21 protein-coding genes and 1 pseudogene are annotated in these 20,250 nt (G+C 60.3%); 8 read left to right on the top strand and 14 right to left on the bottom strand.

Features of this window, described 5'->3' with window-relative positions; all coding sequences use genetic code 11:
• Positions 1–330: 330 nt before the first annotated feature.
• The 9 genes from GGR20_RS06565 to GGR20_RS06525 form a co-directional block, all read right to left on the bottom strand.
• A complete protein-coding gene (locus GGR20_RS06565) occupies positions 331–726 on the bottom strand; it encodes a DUF805 domain-containing protein (protein ID WP_157289873.1) in 396 nt (131 codons plus the stop codon).
• Between the two features lie 138 nt (positions 727–864).
• A complete protein-coding gene (locus tag GGR20_RS06560; protein WP_183310434.1) occupies positions 865–2,811 on the bottom strand; it encodes a PqqD family peptide modification chaperone in 1,947 nt (648 codons plus the stop codon).
• On the bottom strand, positions 2,812–3,843 hold the full coding sequence (locus GGR20_RS06555; RefSeq protein ID WP_183310433.1) for a polyprenyl synthetase family protein: 1,032 nt from the start codon (positions 3,841–3,843) through the stop codon (positions 2,812–2,814).
• A 24-nt stretch (positions 3,844–3,867) separates the two neighbouring features.
• A complete protein-coding gene (locus GGR20_RS06550; RefSeq protein WP_157289876.1) occupies positions 3,868–4,068 on the bottom strand; it encodes an Os1348 family NHLP clan protein in 201 nt (66 codons plus the stop codon).
• An 81-nt stretch (positions 4,069–4,149) separates the two neighbouring features.
• Positions 4,150–4,350, bottom strand: coding sequence for an Os1348 family NHLP clan protein (locus GGR20_RS06545; protein WP_183310432.1), 201 nt, complete (start codon positions 4,348–4,350; stop codon positions 4,150–4,152).
• Between the two features lie 80 nt (positions 4,351–4,430).
• Positions 4,431–4,628, bottom strand: coding sequence for an Os1348 family NHLP clan protein (locus GGR20_RS06540; RefSeq protein WP_183310431.1), 198 nt, complete (start codon positions 4,626–4,628; stop codon positions 4,431–4,433).
• 36 nt (positions 4,629–4,664) lie between these two features.
• On the bottom strand, positions 4,665–5,018 hold the full coding sequence (locus tag GGR20_RS06535; RefSeq protein WP_183310430.1) for a hypothetical protein: 354 nt from the start codon (positions 5,016–5,018) through the stop codon (positions 4,665–4,667).
• Positions 5,015–5,746 carry an ankyrin repeat domain-containing protein gene (locus GGR20_RS06530; protein WP_183310429.1) on the bottom strand — a complete coding sequence of 244 codons (732 nt, stop codon included), beginning with the start codon at positions 5,744–5,746 and terminating at the stop codon, positions 5,015–5,017. The genes GGR20_RS06535 and GGR20_RS06530 overlap by 4 nt, the downstream gene beginning before the upstream one ends.
• Before the next feature lie 125 nt (positions 5,747–5,871).
• On the bottom strand, positions 5,872–6,585 hold the full coding sequence (locus GGR20_RS06525; protein ID WP_183310428.1) for a helix-turn-helix transcriptional regulator: 714 nt from the start codon (positions 6,583–6,585) through the stop codon (positions 5,872–5,874).
• Between the two features lie 777 nt (positions 6,586–7,362).
• On the opposite strand from GGR20_RS06525, the gene GGR20_RS06520 reads away from it, so the two are divergent.
• From GGR20_RS06520 to GGR20_RS06505, 4 genes and pseudogenes are all read left to right on the top strand, one after another.
• Positions 7,363–7,584 (top strand): helix-turn-helix domain-containing protein, encoded by a 222-nt coding sequence (locus GGR20_RS06520; protein ID WP_183310427.1) that lies wholly within the window; start codon positions 7,363–7,365, stop codon positions 7,582–7,584.
• A gap of 25 nt (positions 7,585–7,609) precedes the next feature.
• Positions 7,610–8,110, top strand: coding sequence for a Clp protease N-terminal domain-containing protein (locus GGR20_RS06515; protein WP_183310426.1), 501 nt, complete (start codon positions 7,610–7,612; stop codon positions 8,108–8,110).
• Between the two features lie 58 nt (positions 8,111–8,168).
• A pseudogene (locus GGR20_RS06510) lies at positions 8,169–8,573 on the top strand (ABC transporter permease); the annotation flags it as partial.
• Positions 8,570–9,349 carry an HAD-IIA family hydrolase gene (locus GGR20_RS06505; RefSeq protein WP_183310424.1) on the top strand — a complete coding sequence of 260 codons (780 nt, stop codon included), beginning with the start codon at positions 8,570–8,572 and terminating at the stop codon, positions 9,347–9,349. The pseudogene GGR20_RS06510 and the gene GGR20_RS06505, both read left to right, overlap by 4 nt.
• Before the next feature lie 335 nt (positions 9,350–9,684).
• Here the strand turns inward: GGR20_RS06505 and GGR20_RS06500 are convergent, their stop codons facing one another.
• From GGR20_RS06500 to GGR20_RS06490, 3 genes are all read right to left on the bottom strand, one after another.
• Complete coding sequence (locus GGR20_RS06500; RefSeq protein WP_183310423.1) at positions 9,685–9,870, bottom strand: hypothetical protein; 186 nt, start codon at positions 9,868–9,870, stop codon at positions 9,685–9,687.
• A 148-nt stretch (positions 9,871–10,018) separates the two neighbouring features.
• The gene (locus tag GGR20_RS06495) at positions 10,019–10,240 is read right to left on the bottom strand and encodes a hypothetical protein (RefSeq protein ID WP_183310422.1); all 222 of its coding nucleotides are present in this window, start codon (positions 10,238–10,240) and stop codon (positions 10,019–10,021) included.
• A 62-nt stretch (positions 10,241–10,302) separates the two neighbouring features.
• Positions 10,303–10,914, bottom strand: coding sequence for a LysE family translocator (locus GGR20_RS06490; RefSeq protein WP_183310421.1), 612 nt, complete (start codon positions 10,912–10,914; stop codon positions 10,303–10,305).
• 183 nt (positions 10,915–11,097) lie between these two features.
• Here GGR20_RS06490 and GGR20_RS06485 point away from each other — a divergent pair, with 183 nt between their 5' ends.
• On the top strand, positions 11,098–12,675 hold the full coding sequence (locus GGR20_RS06485) for an ABC-F family ATP-binding cassette domain-containing protein (protein ID WP_183310420.1): 1,578 nt from the start codon (positions 11,098–11,100) through the stop codon (positions 12,673–12,675).
• A 63-nt stretch (positions 12,676–12,738) separates the two neighbouring features.
• On the opposite strand, the gene GGR20_RS06480 is transcribed toward GGR20_RS06485, so the two are convergent.
• Complete coding sequence (locus tag GGR20_RS06480) at positions 12,739–13,290, bottom strand: fasciclin domain-containing protein (RefSeq protein ID WP_183310419.1); 552 nt, start codon at positions 13,288–13,290, stop codon at positions 12,739–12,741.
• 111 nt (positions 13,291–13,401) lie between these two features.
• Positions 13,402–14,343, bottom strand: coding sequence for a nucleoside hydrolase (locus GGR20_RS06475; protein WP_183310418.1), 942 nt, complete (start codon positions 14,341–14,343; stop codon positions 13,402–13,404).
• 142 nt (positions 14,344–14,485) lie between these two features.
• On the opposite strand from GGR20_RS06475, the gene GGR20_RS06470 reads away from it, so the two are divergent.
• From GGR20_RS06470 to GGR20_RS06460, 3 genes are all read left to right on the top strand, one after another.
• A complete protein-coding gene (locus GGR20_RS06470) occupies positions 14,486–15,736 on the top strand; it encodes an AI-2E family transporter (RefSeq protein ID WP_183310417.1) in 1,251 nt (416 codons plus the stop codon).
• Positions 15,737–15,810: 74 nt separating this feature from the next.
• The gene (locus tag GGR20_RS06465) at positions 15,811–17,667 is read left to right on the top strand and encodes a monovalent cation:proton antiporter-2 (CPA2) family protein (protein ID WP_183310416.1); all 1,857 of its coding nucleotides are present in this window, start codon (positions 15,811–15,813) and stop codon (positions 17,665–17,667) included.
• Positions 17,668–17,764: 97 nt separating this feature from the next.
• Positions 17,765–20,236 (top strand): glycogen/starch/alpha-glucan phosphorylase, encoded by a 2,472-nt coding sequence (locus GGR20_RS06460; protein WP_183310415.1) that lies wholly within the window; start codon positions 17,765–17,767, stop codon positions 20,234–20,236.
• The last annotated feature ends 14 nt before the right edge of the window (positions 20,237–20,250 follow it).

The following is a 20,250-nucleotide window of genomic DNA, read 5'->3' as shown; positions in this document are numbered from 1 at the left end:
AACCAGACTGTCCGCCTCCGGCCCCGCTTAAGGCGCTGGCGTGGAGGATTGTGGGGCAGGGGCTTCCATGACCCGCCGGGCAGGTGCGCGCCCCAAACTGGTCATTTATACAGTCCTTGCGCCCTGCCTGTTGCCGTCGGTCCGCTCTGTTCGACTTCAATCACCGTTCTCTATGGGCCGTTGGGCACATTGGTCGGCTCATTCGTCTCGGCGTTCTAGCGTGGACCAGGCACGCCGTTCACTATCGCGACCCCGCCGAATGCTTCGGCTAATCCAATCTTGATGTGCGGCCAAGATTGAACATCGCCTCACAGATTGCGACGAGACACCTCAATCCGGGTCATAGCCGAAGTCACGGTCGTCGAAGGATCTGTCAAAGGACTTGTCAAAGTGTGGTCCATCCGACGAGCGGTGCGAAACGCGTTCCCGGGCAGACTGCCCTGGCCAAAACAGCAAGATGAACAGGCAGAACAGATTCACGATTGGGACCAGACTGAGCAGGGCCCACCAGCCGCTACGTCCCAGATCATGCCATCTGCGCACCGTAAAGGACATTGCGACTAGCAAAGATAGCGCGGCCCACAGAAAAAGAGCGGCGTAGAGCCAGAATTCCGGGACGCCTATGCCGGACAGCAAGGCGACCACCACATTGACTGCGGTTCCCGCAATCAGCAGACCGACGACCGCAAAGGCGAAGAAAAATCGTCCAATTCGACCCTTAAACATTGTTCCTCCAGATTGTGTGGGATTATTGCCGCCGAAACCACTGGCAGTTGCAGGTTAGGTGTATTGGGGCAAACCAGTGCGGGCGCGGTGCGAGCGATCGCATCAAAAAGGGCGTGCCCGCCGATCTTGCTAAAGGCATCATGAACTGGCTATGCCCCTGGACAGCACCGAGCCCAGAGCCAACGCCATGCCGGCGACGATCCAAGGGGCGGTCGAAGTGCCGAGTTGGCTGGAGAACCAGCTACCGGCTGTCACCGCAATGACCAGATAGAAGAAGGCCGAGGTGAGCATGAGATGAAGCAGTGAGAGGCTGAACAGAATTGCCAAACCGCGCAAATGCGCTGCAGCTCGTGCCTGTCTGTTCCTGCAATCAACCAGGACTTGCCTCAGGCAGAGCTCTGGCGGCAGCGCCAGCAGGTTCCGAAGTGCCTGAGCACCATCGTTCTGCCCATTTGGCGCCAAGGCCAACAGCGCCGTTCCGAAATTGACTGCCGACCAGACCCAAATGAAAGGCTGGAGGGGGCCTAGAGGCGCGTTCGCCGCGACGAGAGCGGCGATGCCCCCGAAGACAATATTTGCCAGTGGACCGGCCAGTGCCACCATCACCCGCTGTCCCGACGAGGCTATCCAGGTGTCGGACGTGTCCACATAGGCAATGGGATAGAACCAGAACACCCCGATGCCGATGCCGTGGATTGACAGGCCGAACGCCTTCATGGCCAGGATATGAGCGGCCTCGTGCAACGCCAATGACATGGCGAAAGCCAGAATGCCAATCGCAAAGTATGAGAGATTTATACCGGTGGGAATGCTTGCCTGGGTGAGGGTGCTCAAGCCAGTCACCAGTCCAGCGAAGCCCAAGGCAGTCGCCACAATCACCGCAACGGGTCGGGTAACTATTGCGAAAGCTCGATAGAGGCTTTCGCTGAAATCATCTGCGGCCTGGCCGCGGAGGAGATCGAAAGTTAGATAACCGCGACCTCTGCGTTCGGCCTGGCCCTCAAGAGTGCTATCGGATTGACTGTCATGGCCCAGGGTTGCGAACCCCGAAGCGAGCAATTGCTGCACGACGTTGATCACGCCCTGGGGAGAAAAAGTGCCAAACCGGCTCACGGCGCGGGCAATAATGGTTGTCAGGCGCGTAGAGCCATCCAATTGTTCCCAGATGAAGGTTCCGAACTCGGATAGTTGGAAGTATTTGCGCAGCGCGGTATGCTTGAGAACAGCGATGGCTTCTCCATCGTCACCCTTCCTGTGGTGCAACTCCACGTTCAGCGACTGTCGCGGGCGGATTCGCAAGGCGACCTGAGACTGAAGATGTTCGGTTCCCGGCGCCCGCGCGACACGCTCCAGTTGGGAGCGCGATATGGCCAAAACTTCACCGTCTTCCAGCGCGGTCACTGTCGCACGGCGCGGCTCACCAGCCAGCAGTGAAACTTCTCCAACGAGAGATCCCGGACCAAGCACCGCGAGCTGTCGTTCGGCCGCAGGTACCGGGCCCTTGTGGACCGAGTAGGTTCCAGAGTGGATCAGATAGCAGGTGTCGCCTGGGCGGCCTTCTTCTACCAGGGCTGTGCCGGCTGTGATCTTGCGCTGCTGAATCTTGCCCGCCAATTCCTGAAGGGCTGCGGGGCCGACCCCGGCAAACGGGGCCGCGCGCCTGAGCAACAACATGCGCTCACGCAATCCCTCATCCAGCTTGAGCGCGGGGGCGAGCGCAGAGGCAATGGCCGGATCGGCCAACGCGGCCGTGGGGACGCACAGGGTGGCGCATTCTTCGAGCGCAACAGCAGTCGAGGCGTATCGCCCAGCGCCCTCGGTTCGCAGACACTCCTCACCGGCGACGTCGGCAAAAGTCAAAAGCGCGATGGGGACGCGATCATCTTCAACCAGCACGCTTTCTTCGATCGTCCCCCAGATCGGCAGATGCACAAGATTTGCTGGCTCTCCCTGAGAAAAAATCACCGCGCCCGTATCGTGGCCGCGCACCACGGTCAGTTCGGCGAGGACCTTGAGTGTCGCAATCGGCAAGGTGCCGAAGAGATAGCTTTCGCGGAGCAGGTTGACCCGTTCTTCCTGAAACATTCAGCCGGCTCCGGGACGCAAGAGATCTGCGGTCGTTCTGCTTTCGGAAAGCCTTGCACACATCCTCCGCCAAGCATCCGAACAAGGAAGCTGCCTCAGAGCTTCTTCGCTGCGCGCCAGGTGAACCTGGGAGCGGAAACCAGCGAACAGTAAAGCTCCGGAGTCTACGATGCAGTCTCTTGCAGCCAGTTGCGCGGCACGGTCCGTTCGGGCGTGATCGAGCAAGCGCAACAGTTCTTCGCGGCCGATCCTGGAGTGCTTTAGCGCGAAGCCGACGGGGAGGGTTCGCGCTCCAGCCGCGAGGTCCCGCGACCAGTCCGGATCGAGCAGGTCCTGCATGTCGGAGCCCAATTGGCCGGCAACACCGATACCGTGCGCCCAGCCTGCCCAGAGTTCAGCGCGGGACAAGTCGCAGCCGGCATGCAGGGCTGCAAGGCGTGCATAAAGCGCCATTTGAGCGCCGCTTTTGCCCGCAACCGATTCCTCGACAACGTCGAGATTGACATTGGTGCCACCGATATTTTGAAGATCCAAGGCCTGCCCTTCGGCGATGTTCAGCAGCCCGTCGCCCAAGGCATTGATCAAGGTGGCGCCGCGTTCCGCGCCGCCGGCTGCTTGAAGCAGCAATTTCTGGGGCAATGCCGATGGGAACGCGGCAGCAGCAAGCATGAGAGAGCTCTTGCTCGCCTCACCCCACCAGGAGCGTTGGTCGCCATCCTGCAGATCATCCAGCAGGTCGAAACAAAGAAAGAGAAGCCCCGCCACGACGCTGATGGGTACAGCATCGGCCGGATCCCCGCCATTGGCGCCGTGAACGAGAAGCGGAATGAGCAAAGGCAGATGTGGCGGCCGAGCCGGCTGGAGATGTTGATCCAGCGCCCCTTCCAGACAACCAAGCAACGGCTTCAACCCTTGGCCGAGGTTGCAGTCTTGTAGCAAATCTCTCAACTGCCTGACGCTCTGGTCCATGCTTGCGCGGACCTGTTCGGCGACGTCAGGGCGAGCGCGGTCGCAGAGGGCAGCAGCGGTCATGGTGATCGGCGCCGCCCCATGTGCCTAGCCACCAAAGCTGGCCTGGCGCAGGAGCTCTTCGTCGCCAGCGGTCAGGTCGAGCTTGTCGAGGGCCTGCATTTCCTCGTCCGACAGCTCATATCCTTCCTCCGCGAGCGTCGCTTGTGGCGCGGTCTGCATTCTTGCTCGGAACTCGGCGTCGCTCATCCAACGCTCAATTATGGTTTCGATCTGCGCTTGGCTCATTTTGTGGTTCCTCTCATCCATCCCCACGAACCGGGGTCTTCGCCTGCTCGAGCAGGCTGTGCAACACTCGCTTTTGAGCGATTAGCCCGCGAAATTAGCCTGACGAACGAGGTCTTCATCGCTTCCCGAAAGGTCGAGCCGATCCAGAGCCTGCAATTCCTCATCCGACAGTTCATACCCTTCTTCCGCCACCGTCGCCTTGGGGGCGGCCCGCATTCTTTCGCGGAATGCGGCGTCGCTCATCCAACGCTCAATTATGGTCTCGATCTGCGCTTGGCTCATTGTCGCCCCTCCCAGGGTCCGGGTCTTATCGGTCGCGCCAGTATTTCTCGGGTCCAGCTGTGCTTGGCTCAACACCGCATTCAGGCGAAATTGGCCATAGCGGCTAGTTCGTCATCCGACTGGTTGAGGTCGAGGGCAGCCAAGGCCCGCTGCTCTTCGTCATCGAGAACGAACCCCTCTTCCTGAGCGGTCTGAACCGGCGCCTGGCGCATACGGTCGCGAAATGCCTCGTCCTCCATCCATCTTGCGATCAGTGCTTCTATCTGCTGGCTCGCCATGACGGTCCTTCCTCCTTGCTTGTGCCGGCTTTCCGGTCAGGATTTCTGGTCAACTATCTTGAGATCTGCGGCGACCATGCGGAGATCGCGGTCTTGCCAGCTCAGCGAATAGGCGATCTGAAAAACTCCCTCGGCACCGGTGTCGATAAGTGCGCTGCAATGGCGCTGCTGGGCAGCCTCGTCAAAGCTGATCTCCTCGACGCCATCGAGCTGATCGAGTTGCACATCAAAGTTCTCGTCGATGATCTGCTTGACAAGCCTGGCGGCGTCCTCGCTCTCGCATTGGGGTAACTGAACGCCACCAAAGAGGCCGCTGGCAATCTGGATCATGGCCGCGATTCCGATCACCGCGCTCGCCACCGCGACGACAATCTTGACAGCACTGTTCATTGCCCGCCCCACGGCCGGAAGTCGTTGGTGCAGGCGGTCACGTGGCCATTGACGCAGCTTTCGTGGCACATGGAGCACTGCGTCATGCAGCTGTAGTCGGTCACCCACTGGAAGTTTCCGGTGAAATAGCCGCAGGTGCTCTGGCAGGATGTATACATCTGCTCGCAGGTCTTTGGTGCTTCGGAGGTCGCCGCTTCCCACGCTGTGGTATCCTGCCCGCTGGAGAAGAATTCAGAGATTGCCTGGCAATCGGCGACATCGGTGCTCGGTTCACACAACCCGGTTCCGATCTCGGGCTCGTCGCACTCCCCGTCATTCACATAGGGGCAAGTGGGGGCGGCGCCAATGTCGGTCACCGCGTCCTGTGTCGAGGCAACTGTACCCGTCAGCGCGTATTCGATATCTTCGTAGCCATAGAGGCGGGCAAGGTCCGCCGCGGTATATCCACTGTCGTCAACCGCGTTGCGGTCGGCACCCAGCTGCAACAGCAGCTGAACTGTTTGCAGGCACTCTGCAAATGCCGCGTTGATGAGCGGCGTATGGCCTCCGGTGCTGCGCGCTTCTATGCTCACGCCGCGGTTCAGCAGTTCCAGCGTCGTAACGTTGTCACAGGACCGCGCAGCGTCCAGCAATTGCATTTCTTCGATTGTTGCCGACCGGGCCGGGACAACCATGATCATGATTGCCAGGGCCATCGTTGTCAGCACGCCAAGTACCAGCCGCACCATCCCCCCAATGCTACGTGTCGTTGACCTTGTGGGCAGCTAGGCCCCTGAGCTATCGAAGCATGGTGAAACCTGTCTCGAAAGTGTCGTTTGCGACACCTGAGTTTGGGCGCGCACCGAGTGCGATCCTAGATCTTCAGCAGGCCCGCAGCGATTGCCTTGGCAACGGCCTGCACCCGCGTCTTGACGTCGAGTTTTGCCATTGCGGAACCGACATGTTTGCGAACGGTCCGCTCGGTTATCCCTAATATGAGGGCGATCTCCTCGGACGTCTTGCCATAGGCGGACCAGCGAAGCGTCTCAAGTTCACGCTCGCTCAGGGGCGCATCCGCTGCCAGTTCCTGAGCAGCAAGTTCTTCGGACCGCTGATGGGCGAGAAGCGCGACGAGCGAAATGCTGGCCATGACGCTGAACTTTGTTTGTTCCCACAGGTGAGCGGGAAGCGTGGTGGCAGCACTCACCATGCCAAACCGCCCAAAGGGCGAGTGCATCGGCACCACGATACCTTTCTTGAATGGGAACATCGTTTCCATTTCCTGCTGCTCGGGCAGCAGCGGGGGTGTGCAGAACACATCCTCGAAAAAGAACGGCGTGACGCGAACCAGCCCAGCAGTCACCAACCTGTCGGTGCGGTGATATCCGCGTTCGACATAGCGCTGCAACCAGGCGGGATCCATATTGGTCCAGAAGCGCTCTACTGTTGGACCTTCGCCAGCCACCATGCGACCAGCACCATAATTGTATGTCCCAACATGCAGCGACTTCATGGCCGCTGCGAACTTCGCCTCAAGCGCGCTTTGATCTGACGCCGCGCGGATCTCGCAGAAGAATTTCTCGATCAATTTCGCCTGACTTATCCATAATAAAAGCGCCACCGCGCTAACAGATCTATCGCATAGCTATATATACTGATTCCAGTCATGCTTAAGGATGCCGAGCGTGGCGATCAGCGCCCTTGGTTACCCAGGCCATTTGGAACAACCGCGCAGCACGGATCATCGCTGCGGATGTAGGGCTGAACGGTCTGCCCGGCGCAGGGGGCGTTGGAGCGGGTTCGGCAGTGTGACCGAACATTCGGACATGAAAGCAAAACGGATTCTCGCCAGAACCATTGCCTGTATTCCGTCCTCTCGTTCGGATCGGAATCGCGCGTAGAGCTTCACATTTTTGGCGTCGACGGCGGGTGGTCCAGGTTAGCAAGACCGCTGGCGAAAACCGGCTCTTTGCCCTGCCCAGCTACCGTGCCGCCCAAGCTTGGCCCCCTTCGTTCCCCTGACTTTGCCGCGGAAGCACTTACGGGCGAAGCCTGCCCATGCCGGTGGCCGGATTTGGCCCATTCGTATCACCGTCCCCGCCCGACAACGTCTGCGATGCAATCTAGATCAAGGGCAGCTATCCGCCCGTCAGCGCTACACAGTTGCCAGTCAGCAAGCGGCCCCGCTTAAGGCGCTGGCGTGGAGGATTGTGGGGCAGGGGGCATGACCCGCCGGGCAGGTGCGGCGCCCCACAACGGCCATTGCAGCCACCTTTTCCGTTTCCAGTTAGCTGCCGCAACCTGACGACCATCGGTATCGTCAACTAATGTTGACAAAAGCAACTATGTCAACTAATGTTGACGCATGGATAATCTCGACAAACTCTCCGTACCCAAGGATCCCGAGCAGGCTCTGGCCGCTGTCGTGGCGCTGCGCCGCCTCGCGGACAAGGTCGAGGCAGAAGCGGTCTCTAACGCCCTGAGGCAAGGTTGGACCTGGTCCAGGATCGCGCAAGCCCTCGGGATCAGCAAGCAAGCTGCCCATAAGCGCCTTTCCGTTTTTGCTCCCCTAAACACTCCCCAGTGAAAGCATCGCAATGTTAAATTCGTTCATGACCAAGTTCCGGAATGCCCAAACCATCAAAACTCTATGCGAGCGTGCCGAAGCGCACGCGCTGCGCGATCAGCAGCAAGAGCCAGGCGCCGAACACTTTCTCCTGGCTGCACTCGAATTGGAGGACGACACGGCTCGCCTGGCGTTTTCAAGAGCAGGAGCGATCCCGGACGGTCTGCACAGTGCCATTGAGCAGCAATACAGCGAAGCGTTGAGTTCGCTAGGATTGCCTATCGGCGTCACTGACCGGCCAACAGTTTCCGTTGCCAGCCCCGCCCCTAACGGTGTCTTCTCTGCTTCCGTTTCAGGGCAGGACGTCATGCAGGAACTGGCGAAGACCCGCGCCCGGCACTCGCCACTCTTAGGGAGCCATATCGTTGCCATCGTGGCCAGCATGCCCCATGGCGTGGCAGCGCGGGCGCTTCGGAGCATGGGCGTTGACCTGGATGACTTGCGGCTCAGTGCTGAAGCGGTCTCTCGTGAGCGGAAGCGAGCGTGAACATTGGCCGATTGAGATGAGAGATAAGTCCGTAAGATCAGGAAGATAGTCGTGCAGGTTGTTCGGCTGGGACGGGTATGCTCGCATTGCCCGTGGCCTCGTGCTCTCGACCAATGGCCAGGGCTACGCTTTTGCCATTCGCACCCTCGGGGTTCACCCGGCCAAGGTCTATATTCGCCACGTTCTGCCCAATATGCTGGGCGTCATCATGGTGCAGATCACCCTCAACTTCCCTGAAATCATCCTTCTGGAAACCTCGCTTTCCTTCTTGGGACTCGGCGTGCAGCCGCCGGGCACCAGCCTCGGGCTGATGCTCGGTGAGGGCCGCAACTATCTGACCACCGCCTGGTGGATGGGCATTCCGGCGGGCACAGTGATCTTCTTGACCACGCTGGCCATAAGCCTGATCGGTGACTGGTTGCGTGATATGTTCGACCCCAACCTGGGGGATAGGGGCGAATGACCTCGAAACCCAGGCGTCTCAGCTCGATCGACGAATTGCAATTTTCCGCGGTGCTTTCCGATCTCGATGGTGTGGTTTATCGCGGGGAGGAGCCCGTGCCCGGCGCGATTGCCCGGTTCAACCGCTGGCGCGAGACGGGGCTGCCTTATTGTTTTGTCACCAATAATGCAGAAAAGGCACCTGCCGCCTTCGCCGACAAGATCCGCAGGCTGGGCATAGACTGCGTCCCTGATCAGGTCGTCACCTCGGGCGAGATCGCACTCGAATATGTTAGAAGGACGTTTCCAAAGGGCGTCGGGCTCTATGTCATTGGCACCCAGGCCTTCAAGGACAGCGTAGTTGAGGCCGGATATGATATCGTCGAGAAAGGTGCTGCCGCAGTGCTGGTGGCGCTTGACCGAAACTTCAACTACGCCATGATGGCCACTGCGCTGACCAATATACTTGGTGGCGCCCAGTTGATTGGCACCAATCCTGATCTTGTCCGGCCACTGTCCAACGGCTTCGAGCCCGGGGCAGGCGCCATCACGCAATCCATTGCGGCAGCTTCTGGAGCAACTCCGATATTCATGGGCAAGCCTGAAGCGGCAATCATTGAGACGGCACTGTCCCGTCTCGGCTTCGCCCCGAGCCAGGCCATCATGATCGGCGACCAACTGGAAACTGATATTCTCGCCGGTCAACGCGCCGGCGTCACATCAGTCTTCGTGGAAACCGGTGTGCCGCTGGATGCACGGGCAGTGGTGACGCCGGATTACATACTAGCGTCTCTCTAGGGGAAGCAGAGATGCGCCCCATCCCGGCCCCTCGCTCCGCCCTAGCCGCTAGGAGGTCATTCTCGCGAGGCGGGCCGGCGCCGATTTCGGCAGGGGGCAGCCGTCATTTCTCGCAGCTCAACATTGCAGGACGCCGGAGCAAAGTGGTCCACCCGATCTGATAGACTGCTCGCCGGTCAACTTGCTGCATCGCCTTGTGCCCTTGGGCACCTATCTGAAAGACCCCGCCATTTCGTTTGTTAACCCGCTGTCGCCAAGTTGGTGATCACTGGCAAAGCTCGGCAGCAAGGATCCGGGGGGCGCCGTCGCCGTCCGTCGGTTAGCCTCCGGGCGCGCTAGGCGCGTTTGGAAACGCGCTGCATGGCGACCCTGGCGACAAGATTGCCGATTGCTGCGGCCTGATCCTTCTGGATTGCCGCAAGGCTGTTGGCGAGGGCAGCCTGCTTTTGCGCCATGGCCAGAGCCTCGGCCCGGCGACCGCGCTGGTATTGCAGCCGCTCGTAAGCGGTTAGCTGATGCATGTTGAAGCGCGTTATTTTGCTTGTGCGGATCATGTCCAGAGACTGAACGCCAGCACTTTACGACAAGTAAACTTGTTCGTCCTGTTTTTCTCGGCCGATAAGTGCTTCGTCCGTCCAAACAAAATTTCAAGAAAAACCGATGTGTGTTTTAGGCGGTCTTGGAGATGCGCTGCATGGCGATCCTGGAAAACAGATTGCCGGTCTCCACCGCGCTATTGCTCTGGATCGAAGCGAAGCTGTTCGCCGTGTTGGCATTTTTCTGGGCGATCTCAGCGGCCGCGGCCCGGCGCTCGCGCTGATACTGAATCCGCTCGTAAGGAGAGAGCTGATGCATGTTAAATCGGTTGATCTTGGTGCTGCCGTAGGCCATGCAGGAAGCTTCGCCGATTATGGTTAATCGGGCGTTAAATGGTTATCGACCAGTTAAAGGCCTCAGTGTTGGGTGACGACCAGCCCCGCCGCGCCGGCCATCAAGGCGCCGGCCGTCTTGTTGAGGCGGCCAAGAGCCTTTTCGCTGCGGAACATGTCGCGTGCAGCCGATGCCAGCCAGGCATAGCCACAGCCGATCAGAAGCAGCACCACCACTACGATAGCGGTCAATTCGATAAAGGCGACGGGGTTCATTTCGCCCAACGGTACCACGGTCGGCAGGATCGCCAGATAGAAGACGATCGTCTTGGGATTGCCCATGGTCAGCGAAAATCCGGCAAGGAAAGTCTTCCAGCGGCCCTCGTTCTTCGGCTTCATCTGCTCGGAGCCGGGGCGGGCGGTCCAGAACTTGTACGCAATATAGAGCAGATAGGCGGCGCCGGCCCAACGCACGATAGTGAACACCGGGCCGAACCAGGTGGCGATGGCGGCCAGGCCAAAGACCGCAAAGAAGAAATAGACCAGATCGCCGACCAAAATTCCCAACACCATGGGGAAGGCGCCCTTGAAACCACCACCGAGAGCCCGGGCGACCACGGCAGCAACACCAGGCCCGGGCACCAGAACGGCTATGGCATAGGCGATGGTGAAGGCGGAAAGGGTGAACAGGTCCATGGCGGGCATCCGGCAAATTCTGGTGGCGGACACTACGCCTGCGCCGGGTGATTGACCAGCAGGAGTTGACGCGGGCGCTGCCAGGGCTATTTATCAGCTATCGCAATTCGACCGGACGTTTCCCAATGGATCGCATCCTCACAGCAATGCCCACCTGCCTTGCCCCTGAGGAATTGACGAACCATGCCTTCCGTGACCCTTTCGCGACTGACCTATACCGGCCCTGACGGCCAACCCCTTTTCTCCAATCTCGATCTGAGCTTTGGCATCGGCCGCAGCGGGCTTGTTGGCCGCAATGGCGTGGGCAAGACGACGCTGCTGCGCCTGATGACGGGCGAGCTAGCACCCGCTTCGGGTTCCGTTGAAGTGATTGGCCGGGTCGGTGTGCTGCGCCAGTCCGTGCAGCCGGAGCCTGATGAAACCATTGCCGATCTGTTTGGCGTGCGAGCTGGGCTGGACCTGCTCAAACGCGCAATGAGCGGTGAAGCGACGGGTGATGAACTTGCAGAGGCCGACTGGACTCTTGAGGCGCGGCTGGAAGCTGCGCTCGAAACGCTGGCATTGGATGCTGTCCCAGCTACCCGTCTCTCCACGCTTTCCGGTGGGCAGCGCACGCGAGCGGCGCTGGCGGCTCTGGTGTTTGATGCGCCCGATCTGATCCTGCTCGACGAGCCGACGAACAATCTGGATGCCGATGGGCGCGCAGCCGTCGCTGCGATGCTGGATCATTGGCGCGGCGCTGCCATCGTCATCAGTCATGACCGCGATCTGCTCGAGCGGATGGATGCCATCGTCGAACTCACCAGTTTCGGCGCTACCGCATATGGCGGCAATTTCAGCCACTATCGGGAGCGCAAGGCGCTGGAACTGACGGCGGTGCAGCGTGACCTCAGCCACGCCGATCGCCAGGTGCGCGATGCCGCTCGGGCGGGACAGGAGGCGCGGGAACGTCAGGCTCGGCGCGATGCCGGCGGGCGCAGAAAAGCTGCCAAGGGCGACATGCCCAGGATCCTGCTCGGCGGCATGAAACGGCGCGCCGAGGCGACAGCGGGCGGGCTGGATCGACTGGCTGAGAAGCAGGCGGATGCGGCACAAATTCAAGCAGCCGAGGCGCGCGCGAGAATCGAAGTGCTGGCGCCATTTGCAGTGAAGCTGGCGCCGAGTGGACTGCCGGCAGGAAAAGTGGTCCTGCGGGCCAGCGAGTTGACAGGCGGCCATGACCCGGAGTTGCCAATCATCAAGAATGCCAGTCTTGAGATCGTTGGACCGGAGCGCGTCGCCATCACAGGTCCGAACGGGTCGGGCAAGACAACGCTGCTCAAGCTGCTGACCGGCGCCCTGCAGCCGATTGGCGGCACGGTGCAGATCGGGGGGCCGATGGCCCTAATGGATCAGCAGGTTGGGTTACTCGATCGGTCCGATAGCATCCTGGGCAATTTTAAGCGGCTCAGTTCTGACAGTACAATCAATGACTGCCGCGCCGTGTTGGCGGCGTTCAAATTTCGCAATGAAGCAGCGTTGCAGAGCGTGGAAACGCTGAGCGGCGGGGAAATGCTGCGCGCGGGACTGGCCTGCGTGCTGGGCGGCAATACCCCGCCCATGCTGGTGGTTCTGGATGAACCGACCAACCATTTCGACATCGAGGCCATCGAGATCGTGGAGGCCGGCTTACGCGCCTATGACGGTGCGCTGCTGGTGATCAGCCACGATCGTTCATTTCTTGAGAATGTCGGGGTGAGCCGCGAGATCGCTCTGGGCTAGGTGCGGCCGTAAAAACAGGCCCTGCGGAGGGGGCAGGGCCTGTTCTCGCGCCGGGACGAAGGATTATCGCGGCAGCAAGACCTCGTCCACGACGTGGATCACTCCATTGGACTGATTGACATCGGCGATGGTCACCAGGGCAGCGCCGCCGGCTTCGTCATAGATATAGACATGCGAGCCGCGGACTTCGGCGGTTAGGGCGTCGCCGCTGACAGTCTGCATGTTGTAGCGGCCGCCATTGGCGCGGGCGCGGCTGACCAGATCGCTCGCGGAGAGCTTGCCGGACACGACATGGGCGGTCAGCACCTTGACCAGCTGGTCCTTGTTTTCTTCCATCAACAGCGTGTCGACGGTGCCATCGGGCAGCTTGCCGAACGCATCGTTGGTGGGCGCGAATACGGTAAACGGACCAGGGCTTTGGAGCGTATCGACCAAGCCCGCCGCTTTCACGGCCGCCACAAGGGTCGTGTGATCGGCCGAGTTCACGGCGTTTTCGACAATGTTTTTTTCGGCCAGCATGGCCGCGCCGCCGACCATGGGATTGTCCTGGGCAATGGCGACGCTCGAAGCGAGGGCAAATACAGCAGCGGCGATAGTGGTCTTGGCAAGCGACATGATTTTTCTCTCTTTGTGGCGACCAGCGATTTTTGTTCGCCGGTCAGATCACGGGGAGCTACGGGAGGCTTGCGAATGCAGTTTCAGCGAGCGCATCACGCTCGCGTGAGGTCAGGGCAAGCGGGCGAGGCGATCATTGAGCAGGGTATAGAAGCCGTCTGCATCGCCAGTGCGAATCCAGGTGGCGTTATAACTGCGGCCGGTAACATGCCAGAAATCGGCCACGGTCATGCCCATGGTCAGCTCGCTTGCCGTTTCGATGGTCACATTACAGTGGCGTCCCTCAAACAGCTTGGGCTGCAGCAGATAGGCGATGACCGTCGGGTCGTGGAGGGGCGCGCCATCCCAGCCATACTTTTCGAGGTCGAAGGTCTCGGAGAAGGTCAGCATGGCATGCACGGCTTCGCCGGATTTGTTGCCCATAGCCTTGATCCTCTCGAGGCGGGCTGGGGTTGACTGGATCATATGGGTGACGTCGAGCGACAGGATGGTGATCGGCGCGCCGCAGCGCATCACCACATCGGCAGCTTCGGGGTCGACATAGATGTTGAATTCGGCCGCCGGGGTGATGTTTCCGACCTCGAAATAGGCCCCGCCCATCATCACGATTTCCTGGATGCGCTCGGCAATGGCTGGCTGCTTGACCAGCGCCATGGCGATATTGGTCAGGGGCCCCAGCGTGCACAGGGTGATGGTTTTCGGCTCGGCGTTCATCAGCGTGTCGATGATGTAGTCGACACCATGCTGGGCCTGCAGCGGGATGGTGGGCTCGGGCAGATCGGGGCCGTTCAGGCCTGTCTCGCCATGCACGTGCTCAGCGGTAACCAGTTGGCGGCGCATTGGGCGCGAGCAGCCGGCATAGACTGGAATGTCGGTCCGGCCGGAGAGCTCGACGACCTTGCGGGCATTGATCGCATTCTGCGCCAGGCCGACATTGCCGGCCACGGCAACAATGCCCAGCACATCCAGCTCTTCGGGCGACGCCAGCGCAAGCAGAATGGCAACAGCGTCGTCCTGGCCGGGGTCGGTGTCGATGATGATCTTGCGGGACATAAAGGCTTCCAAAAGACTCAGGAGTTGAATTTGGGCGGAGCTTATCCAAGGCGGCGGGCGCGGTCGATGCACCAACTGGTCGCGGCGGAACGAAAGCCGTCGCCGCCGCGTTTTCGACGCGCCTCCAAGTGCGGAACACCAAATGCGCCAACTCCCCTCTGGCCTGCCCGCCGATGTCGACCAAAGCCAGTTCGAGCGCGTGTTGAGCAACGCTGCGCGTCTGGCCGTGGTGGGCATCGGCTTTGCCGTGTTCTTGACGGCGCTTCAGGCGGGGCAGGTGTTTCTCGCGCCGGTGACCCTGGCCATTGTCGTGGGGCTGATGTTCGGGCCGGTGGCCGACAGGTTGGAAAGCTGGGGTGTGCCGCCGGCGCTTTCGGCCGGCGTCGTGGTCTTGCTGTTGCTTACGGTCATCGCCGGATTTGCAACAATGTTTGCAGTGCCGCTTAGCGAATGGGTCGCGCGGGCTCCCTTGATCTGGGAGAAATTGCAGGTGCAATTGGCCAACCTTCGAGAACCGCTGGAATCGATTGGCCAGTTCCAGGAACAGTTGACCTCTGTGCTTGGCACAGAGGGCGCGATGTCCGTGCAGGTGGAAGATACCAGTACGGTAGCGGGGGTGGCGATGCTGGCCCCTGCGGCCTTGGCGCAAGTGGCGATCTTCCTGGCTAGTCTCTATTTCTTCGTGGCCACCCGCGATCACATCCGGATGTCGGTGCTCTCCATGTGCGTCACCCGGCGCATGCGTTGGCGTACGGCACACGTGTTTCGCGATGTGGAAACCAAGGTCAGCCGCTTCCTGCTCTCGGTAACCCTGATCAATCTGTGTGTTGGCACTGCAGTGTCGATCGCCATGTGGGTCATCGGAATGCCCTCACCATTGCTCTGGGGCGCCATGGCGGCCGTGCTAAATTATATTCCCTATGTGGGGCAGGCCATCATGATCACGGTGCTGGTGGCAGTGGGTCTGGGGACACAGACTGAGCTCTGGCAGATCCTGTTGCCGGTGGCGTGCTATGCCGGGATCAATTTCGTCGAAGGGCAGATATTCACGCCGCATTTCATCGGCCGCTCGCTAACGCTCAATCCCTTCATCATCTTTCTTTCGATCACCTTCTGGATTTGGGCTTGGGGCCCGGTGGGCGGGCTGGTTGCCGTACCGACCCTGTTGATTGCCCAGTCGGTAATCGTCCATGCCCTACCCAGCAAGCCTTTGGCGCCGCGCAAGCCCGTCCGCCGCACGCACCAGATGAGCGATCGTGATGAATTGCTGGCCAATGCCGCCCAGGCGATAGCTGAGAAGCGCCGCGAAGAAGGTGGCGAAGGTTTCAACCGGGATCGGGTGGAGCCGCCCTTGGGCACCAGGCCTACGGGGGTTGAACCCAGCACCAGCTGAACCGGGCATTGATCTCTTGACGGAGGCGCGCGCTCACACCAGTCTTTACGCCGATTGGTTTGGAGACTGCGCGGATGGCTGGTGACGTTGTAACCCATGCAGCCGAAGCAGCGCATGGCGGTCTCGACCTTGTGCCCGTTGTCGCCCTGCTCGCAGCCGGAACCATCGCGGTGCCGATATTCCGGCGAATCGGACTTGGCTCGGTGCTTGGCTATCTGGCGGCGGGTCTGCTGCTGGGCCCCTCGGGCATCGGCCTGATCTCTGATCCTGCGTCCGTCCTGCACGCTGCCGAACTGGGCGTGGTGCTGTTTCTCTTCATCATCGGGCTGGAAATGGAGCCCAGCCGGCTTTGGTCCCTGCGCAAGCAGATTTTCGGGCTTGGCGTCATCCAGGTTGCAGTCTCTGGCGCGCTGTTGACCGGTATCGGTGTGTTGCTGGGCTTTGCGCCCGTTGTTGCCTTCGTCTTCGGCATGGGTTTTGTGCTGACCTCGACCGCGATCGTGATGCAAATCCTGGGCGAACGGGGTGAACTGGCGACGCCCGGTGGGCAGAAAATGGTCTCGGTGTTGCTGCTCGAGGATCTCGCCATTGTCCCGCTGCTCGCGGTGGTCACTTTGCTGGCGCCCTCGACCGACGATGTCAGCATGACCGCCCGGCTGACGTCCTTCGGTGTCGCCGCCGGGGCGATCTTGCTGCTGATCTTTCTCGGGCGACGGATCATGAACCCGTTCTTCGGGCTCTTGGCTCAGGCAAAGGTGCGCGAGGTGATGACCGCGGCAGCGCTGCTGGTGGTGCTGGGCGCGGCCCTGTTGTTCCAGGTCAGCGGGCTGTCCATGGCGATGGGCGCATTCCTGGCCGGCGTGTTGCTCTCCACCTCCGCTTTCAAGCATCAGCTCGAGGCTGATGTCGAACCCTTCAGGGGGTTGTTGCTGGGCCTGTTCTTTCTGGCCGTCGGCATGTCGCTCGATCTGGCTGTCGTGGGCGAGAACTGGGGTCTTATCGCCATCAGTGTCGCGGTTTACATGCTGGTCAAGGCGGTGGCGATCTATGTCATTGCGCGGCTGCTGAAGTCGGATCATGGCGAGGCGCTGGAGCGCGCAGTGCTCATGGGGCAGGGCGGTGAGTTCGCCTTCGTGCTCTACACAACCGCCGCGACCAGCGGACTGATCGACGGGCCGACCAATGCGATCTTTACCGCGACTGTGATCATCTCGATGGTCATTACGCCCTTTGCAATCATCGGCATGCGCTATCTGATGCCGAAGGCTGCGCAGTCCATGGACGGTGTGGAAGAGGCGCACGAGATGAGCGGCAAGGTGCTGATCATCGGCTTTGGCCGTTTCGGGCAAATCGTCAGTCAGCCGCTGCTTGCGCTCAAGCACACAGTGTCGATCATCGATAACGACACGGACATGATCAGGGCTGCGGCTCAGATCGGCTTCAAGGTCTATTACGGCGATGGGACGCGGCTCGATATCCTGCGCGCGGCAGGCGCGTCTACGGCGGATCTGATACTGATCTGCACCGATCAGCGGGAACAGACCACGCGGATTGCCGAATTGCTGCGGGACGAGTTTCCACTGGCACGTGTGATGGCGCGGGCCTTCGATCGGTCGCATGGCATCGAATTGGTGCGGGCAGGCGTCGAATATCAACTTCGCGAGACCTTTGAGTCGGCAATCAACTTTGGTGGCGCCGCGATTCGATTGCTCGGTGCAACCGATGAGGAGGCTGATGAGGTCATCGAGGGCGTGCGTGGCCGTGACCGGCAGCGTTTCGAGTTGCAACTGGGTGGCGAAGACTGGCGTAACCTGACCCAGTTGCTGATCAGCAATGCGCGGGATCAGGCGCGCGAAGGTGGCGTTTCGATTGCCGAGGAGACCGCCGACGCCGCCGCGAGCCAGTCCGCCGACCAGACGCGAGGCAGCTAGTTTCCGATGAAATACTCGGGGGCTTTCCCCTGCATAAATTAAGTGCAACACTGCATGTATTCTGAGGGGAACATCGATATGAACACTGGATTGCGAGATGCCGCAAAAGCCGATCGTTTACGATGCGCCCACGCCCGAACCCCGCGCGATAACAGTTGAGGCCATTCAGGCCGAGATTCTTGAAAAGCTGATCTATTCGGTCGGCAAGGATCCGATTGTCGCCCGACCACATGATTGGCTGCGCGCCACCATTCTGGCCGTGCGCGACCGGATCATGGACCGCTGGATGGAGAGTTCGCGCGATACCTGGCGAACCTCGAACAAGCGGGTCTATTACCTCAGCCTTGAGTTTCTCATCGGGCGGCTGATGCGCGATGCGATGAGCAATGTCGGGCTGATGGAGCCCGTTGCGCAGGCGCTGAAAAACCTCGATGTCGATCTGGGCGACCTGATCAATCTCGAACCAGATGCAGCGCTGGGCAATGGCGGCCTGGGTCGCCTGGCTGCCTGTTTCCTTGAATCGATGTCCTCGGTGCAAATCCCAGCCTATGGCTATGGCATTCGCTATGTGCATGGCCTGTTCCGGCAGGAAATGAGCGAGGGCTGGCAGGTCGAGCTGCCCGAGGAGTGGCTGGCACACGGCAACCCCTGGGAATTCGAGCGCCGCGAGAGCGCCTATGAAGTCGGGTTTGGCGGGCACGTTGAACCGGTCACTGATCCGGACGGAGAGATACGCCAGGAATGGCGGCCAAACGAGCATCTGCTGGCCGTAGCCTTTGATACGCCGATTGTCGGCTGGCGCGGGGCAAGGGTGAACACGCTCCGGCTCTGGAGCGCGCAGCCCATCGACCCGATCCTGCTCGACAAATTCAATTCCGGCGACCATATCGGGGCGCTCGAAGAAAGCGCCAAGGCCGAAGCAATTACCCGTGTGCTCTACCCGGCTGATTCCACGGCGGCGGGGCAGGAGCTGCGCTTGCGTCAGGAGTTCTTCTTCTCATCGGCTTCCCTTCAGGACATCGTGCGGCGCCATCTCCAGCAATATGGTGATCTGGGTTCGCTGGCCGACAAGGTGGCCATTCAGCTCAACGATACGCATCCGGCCATTTCGGTGGCCGAGCTGATGCGCATTCTGGTCGATGATAACGGGATAAAATGGGCCAAAGCCTGGCAGATCACCAAGGGTACGTTTGGCTATACCAATCACACACTGCTGCCCGAAGCGCTGGAAAGCTGGCCGGTGGCCCTGCTCGAACGCCTGCTGCCACGCCACATGCAGATCGTTTATCAGATCAATGCCGATGTGCTGGCCGAAGCGCGGACCAAGGCCAAGTTCTCCGATCAGCAGATCGCCAATGTGTCGCTGATTGACGAACATGGCGGGCGCCGTGTGCGGATGGGCCAACTGGCCTTTGTCGGATCGCACTCGATCAATGGCGTCTCGGCGCTGCATACGGAACTGATGAAGCAGACGGTGTTTGCCGACCTGCACAAGCTCTATCCCGAGCGCATCAACAACAAGACCAATGGTATCACCCCACGGCGGTGGCTGATGCAATGCAATCCGACGCTGACTCGGTTGGTGTCGGACCGGATCGGCCCCGAATTCCTCGATGATATCGACAAGCTGCACCAGCTTTTGCCGCATGCCGAAGATCCCAGCTTCCAGAAGCAGTTCGCCGAGGTAAAGCTCAAGAACAAGAAGGTGCTGGCCAAACTGATCAAGGACCGGCTGAACGTCACGGTGTCGCCCGATGCCATGTTCGATGTGCAGATCAAGCGCATCCACGAATACAAGCGGCAATTGCTCAACATTATCCATGCCGTGGCGCTTTATGATGAAATCCGTGCCCATCCGGAAAAAGAATGGGTGCCGCGGGTGAAGATCTTCGCAGGCAAGGCGGCGCCGAGCTACTGGAACGCCAAGCTGATCATCAAGTTGATCAACGATGTGGCGCGGGTGATCAATAATGATCCGGCGGTGCGCGGTCTGCTCAAGGTGGTCTTCCTTCCCAATTACAATGTGAGCCTGGCCGAAGTGATCGTGCCTGCTGCGGATCTGTCAGAACAGATTTCGACCGCGGGCATGGAAGCCTCGGGCACCGGCAACATGAAGTTCATGGCCAATGGCGCCATCACCATCGGCACCATGGATGGGGCCAATGTGGAGATGCACAAGGAGGTGGGCGACAAGAACATCGTCATCTTCGGTCTGACCACAGATCAGGTGGAAGACAAGCGGGCCCGTTCGGAAGTGCCGCGTGCTGCGATCGATGGTTCGCCACGCTTGCGCGAGGCTCTGGAATCGATCGCCACTGGTGTGTTCTCGCCGGATGATCCGCATCGTTATCGCGATCTGATTGGCGGGCTCTATGACCATGACTGGTTCATGGTGGCGCGGGACTTCGATGCCTATGTGGCTGCACAAGCCAAGGTCGATGCCATCTGGCGCGACAAGAAGAAGTGGACGGCGATGGCCATCCGCAACACCGCCAGCGTGGGCTTTTTCTCGTCGGACAGGACGATCCGGCAATATGCAGAAGATATCTGGGGCGTTTCGACGTCCTAGAGCGCAAGCGCGCG

The sequence above is a fragment of the Devosia subaequoris genome (assembly GCF_014197055.1).
Classification (GTDB): Bacteria; Pseudomonadota; Alphaproteobacteria; order Rhizobiales; family Devosiaceae; genus Devosia; species Devosia subaequoris.
This window is presented reverse-complemented; position numbering and strand designations above follow the sequence as displayed.

Bases quoted from the DNA above. Each gene is read 5' to 3' on its own strand.
- GGR20_RS06565 (WP_157289873.1), bottom strand. From the start codon at position 726: ATGTTTAAGGGTCGAATTGGACGATTTTTCTTCGCCTTTGCGGTCGTC.
- GGR20_RS06560 (WP_183310434.1), bottom strand. From the start codon at position 2,811: ATGTTTCAGGAAGAACGGGTCAACCTGCTCCGCGAAAGCTATCTCTTC.
- GGR20_RS06555 (WP_183310433.1), bottom strand. From the start codon at position 3,843: ATGACCGCTGCTGCCCTCTGCGACCGCGCTCGCCCTGACGTCGCCGAA.
- GGR20_RS06550 (WP_157289876.1), bottom strand. From the start codon at position 4,068: ATGAGCCAAGCGCAGATCGAAACCATAATTGAGCGTTGGATGAGCGAC.
- GGR20_RS06545 (WP_183310432.1), bottom strand. From the start codon at position 4,350: ATGAGCCAAGCGCAGATCGAGACCATAATTGAGCGTTGGATGAGCGAC.
- GGR20_RS06540 (WP_183310431.1), bottom strand. From the start codon at position 4,628: ATGGCGAGCCAGCAGATAGAAGCACTGATCGCAAGATGGATGGAGGAC.
- GGR20_RS06535 (WP_183310430.1), bottom strand. From the start codon at position 5,018: ATGAACAGTGCTGTCAAGATTGTCGTCGCGGTGGCGAGCGCGGTGATC.
- GGR20_RS06530 (WP_183310429.1), bottom strand. From the start codon at position 5,746: ATGGTGCGGCTGGTACTTGGCGTGCTGACAACGATGGCCCTGGCAATC.
- GGR20_RS06520 (WP_183310427.1), top strand. From the start codon at position 7,363: ATGGATAATCTCGACAAACTCTCCGTACCCAAGGATCCCGAGCAGGCT.
- GGR20_RS06515 (WP_183310426.1), top strand. From the start codon at position 7,610: ATGACCAAGTTCCGGAATGCCCAAACCATCAAAACTCTATGCGAGCGT.
- GGR20_RS06505 (WP_183310424.1), top strand. From the start codon at position 8,570: ATGACCTCGAAACCCAGGCGTCTCAGCTCGATCGACGAATTGCAATTT.
- GGR20_RS06500 (WP_183310423.1), bottom strand. From the start codon at position 9,870: ATGCATCAGCTAACCGCTTACGAGCGGCTGCAATACCAGCGCGGTCGC.
- GGR20_RS06495 (WP_183310422.1), bottom strand. From the start codon at position 10,240: ATGGCCTACGGCAGCACCAAGATCAACCGATTTAACATGCATCAGCTC.
- GGR20_RS06490 (WP_183310421.1), bottom strand. From the start codon at position 10,914: ATGGACCTGTTCACCCTTTCCGCCTTCACCATCGCCTATGCCATAGCC.
- GGR20_RS06485 (WP_183310420.1), top strand. From the start codon at position 11,098: ATGCCTTCCGTGACCCTTTCGCGACTGACCTATACCGGCCCTGACGGC.
- GGR20_RS06480 (WP_183310419.1), bottom strand. From the start codon at position 13,290: ATGTCGCTTGCCAAGACCACTATCGCCGCTGCTGTATTTGCCCTCGCT.
- GGR20_RS06475 (WP_183310418.1), bottom strand. From the start codon at position 14,343: ATGTCCCGCAAGATCATCATCGACACCGACCCCGGCCAGGACGACGCT.
- GGR20_RS06470 (WP_183310417.1), top strand. From the start codon at position 14,486: ATGCGCCAACTCCCCTCTGGCCTGCCCGCCGATGTCGACCAAAGCCAG.
- GGR20_RS06465 (WP_183310416.1), top strand. From the start codon at position 15,811: ATGGCTGGTGACGTTGTAACCCATGCAGCCGAAGCAGCGCATGGCGGT.
- GGR20_RS06460 (WP_183310415.1), top strand. From the start codon at position 17,765: ATGCCGCAAAAGCCGATCGTTTACGATGCGCCCACGCCCGAACCCCGC.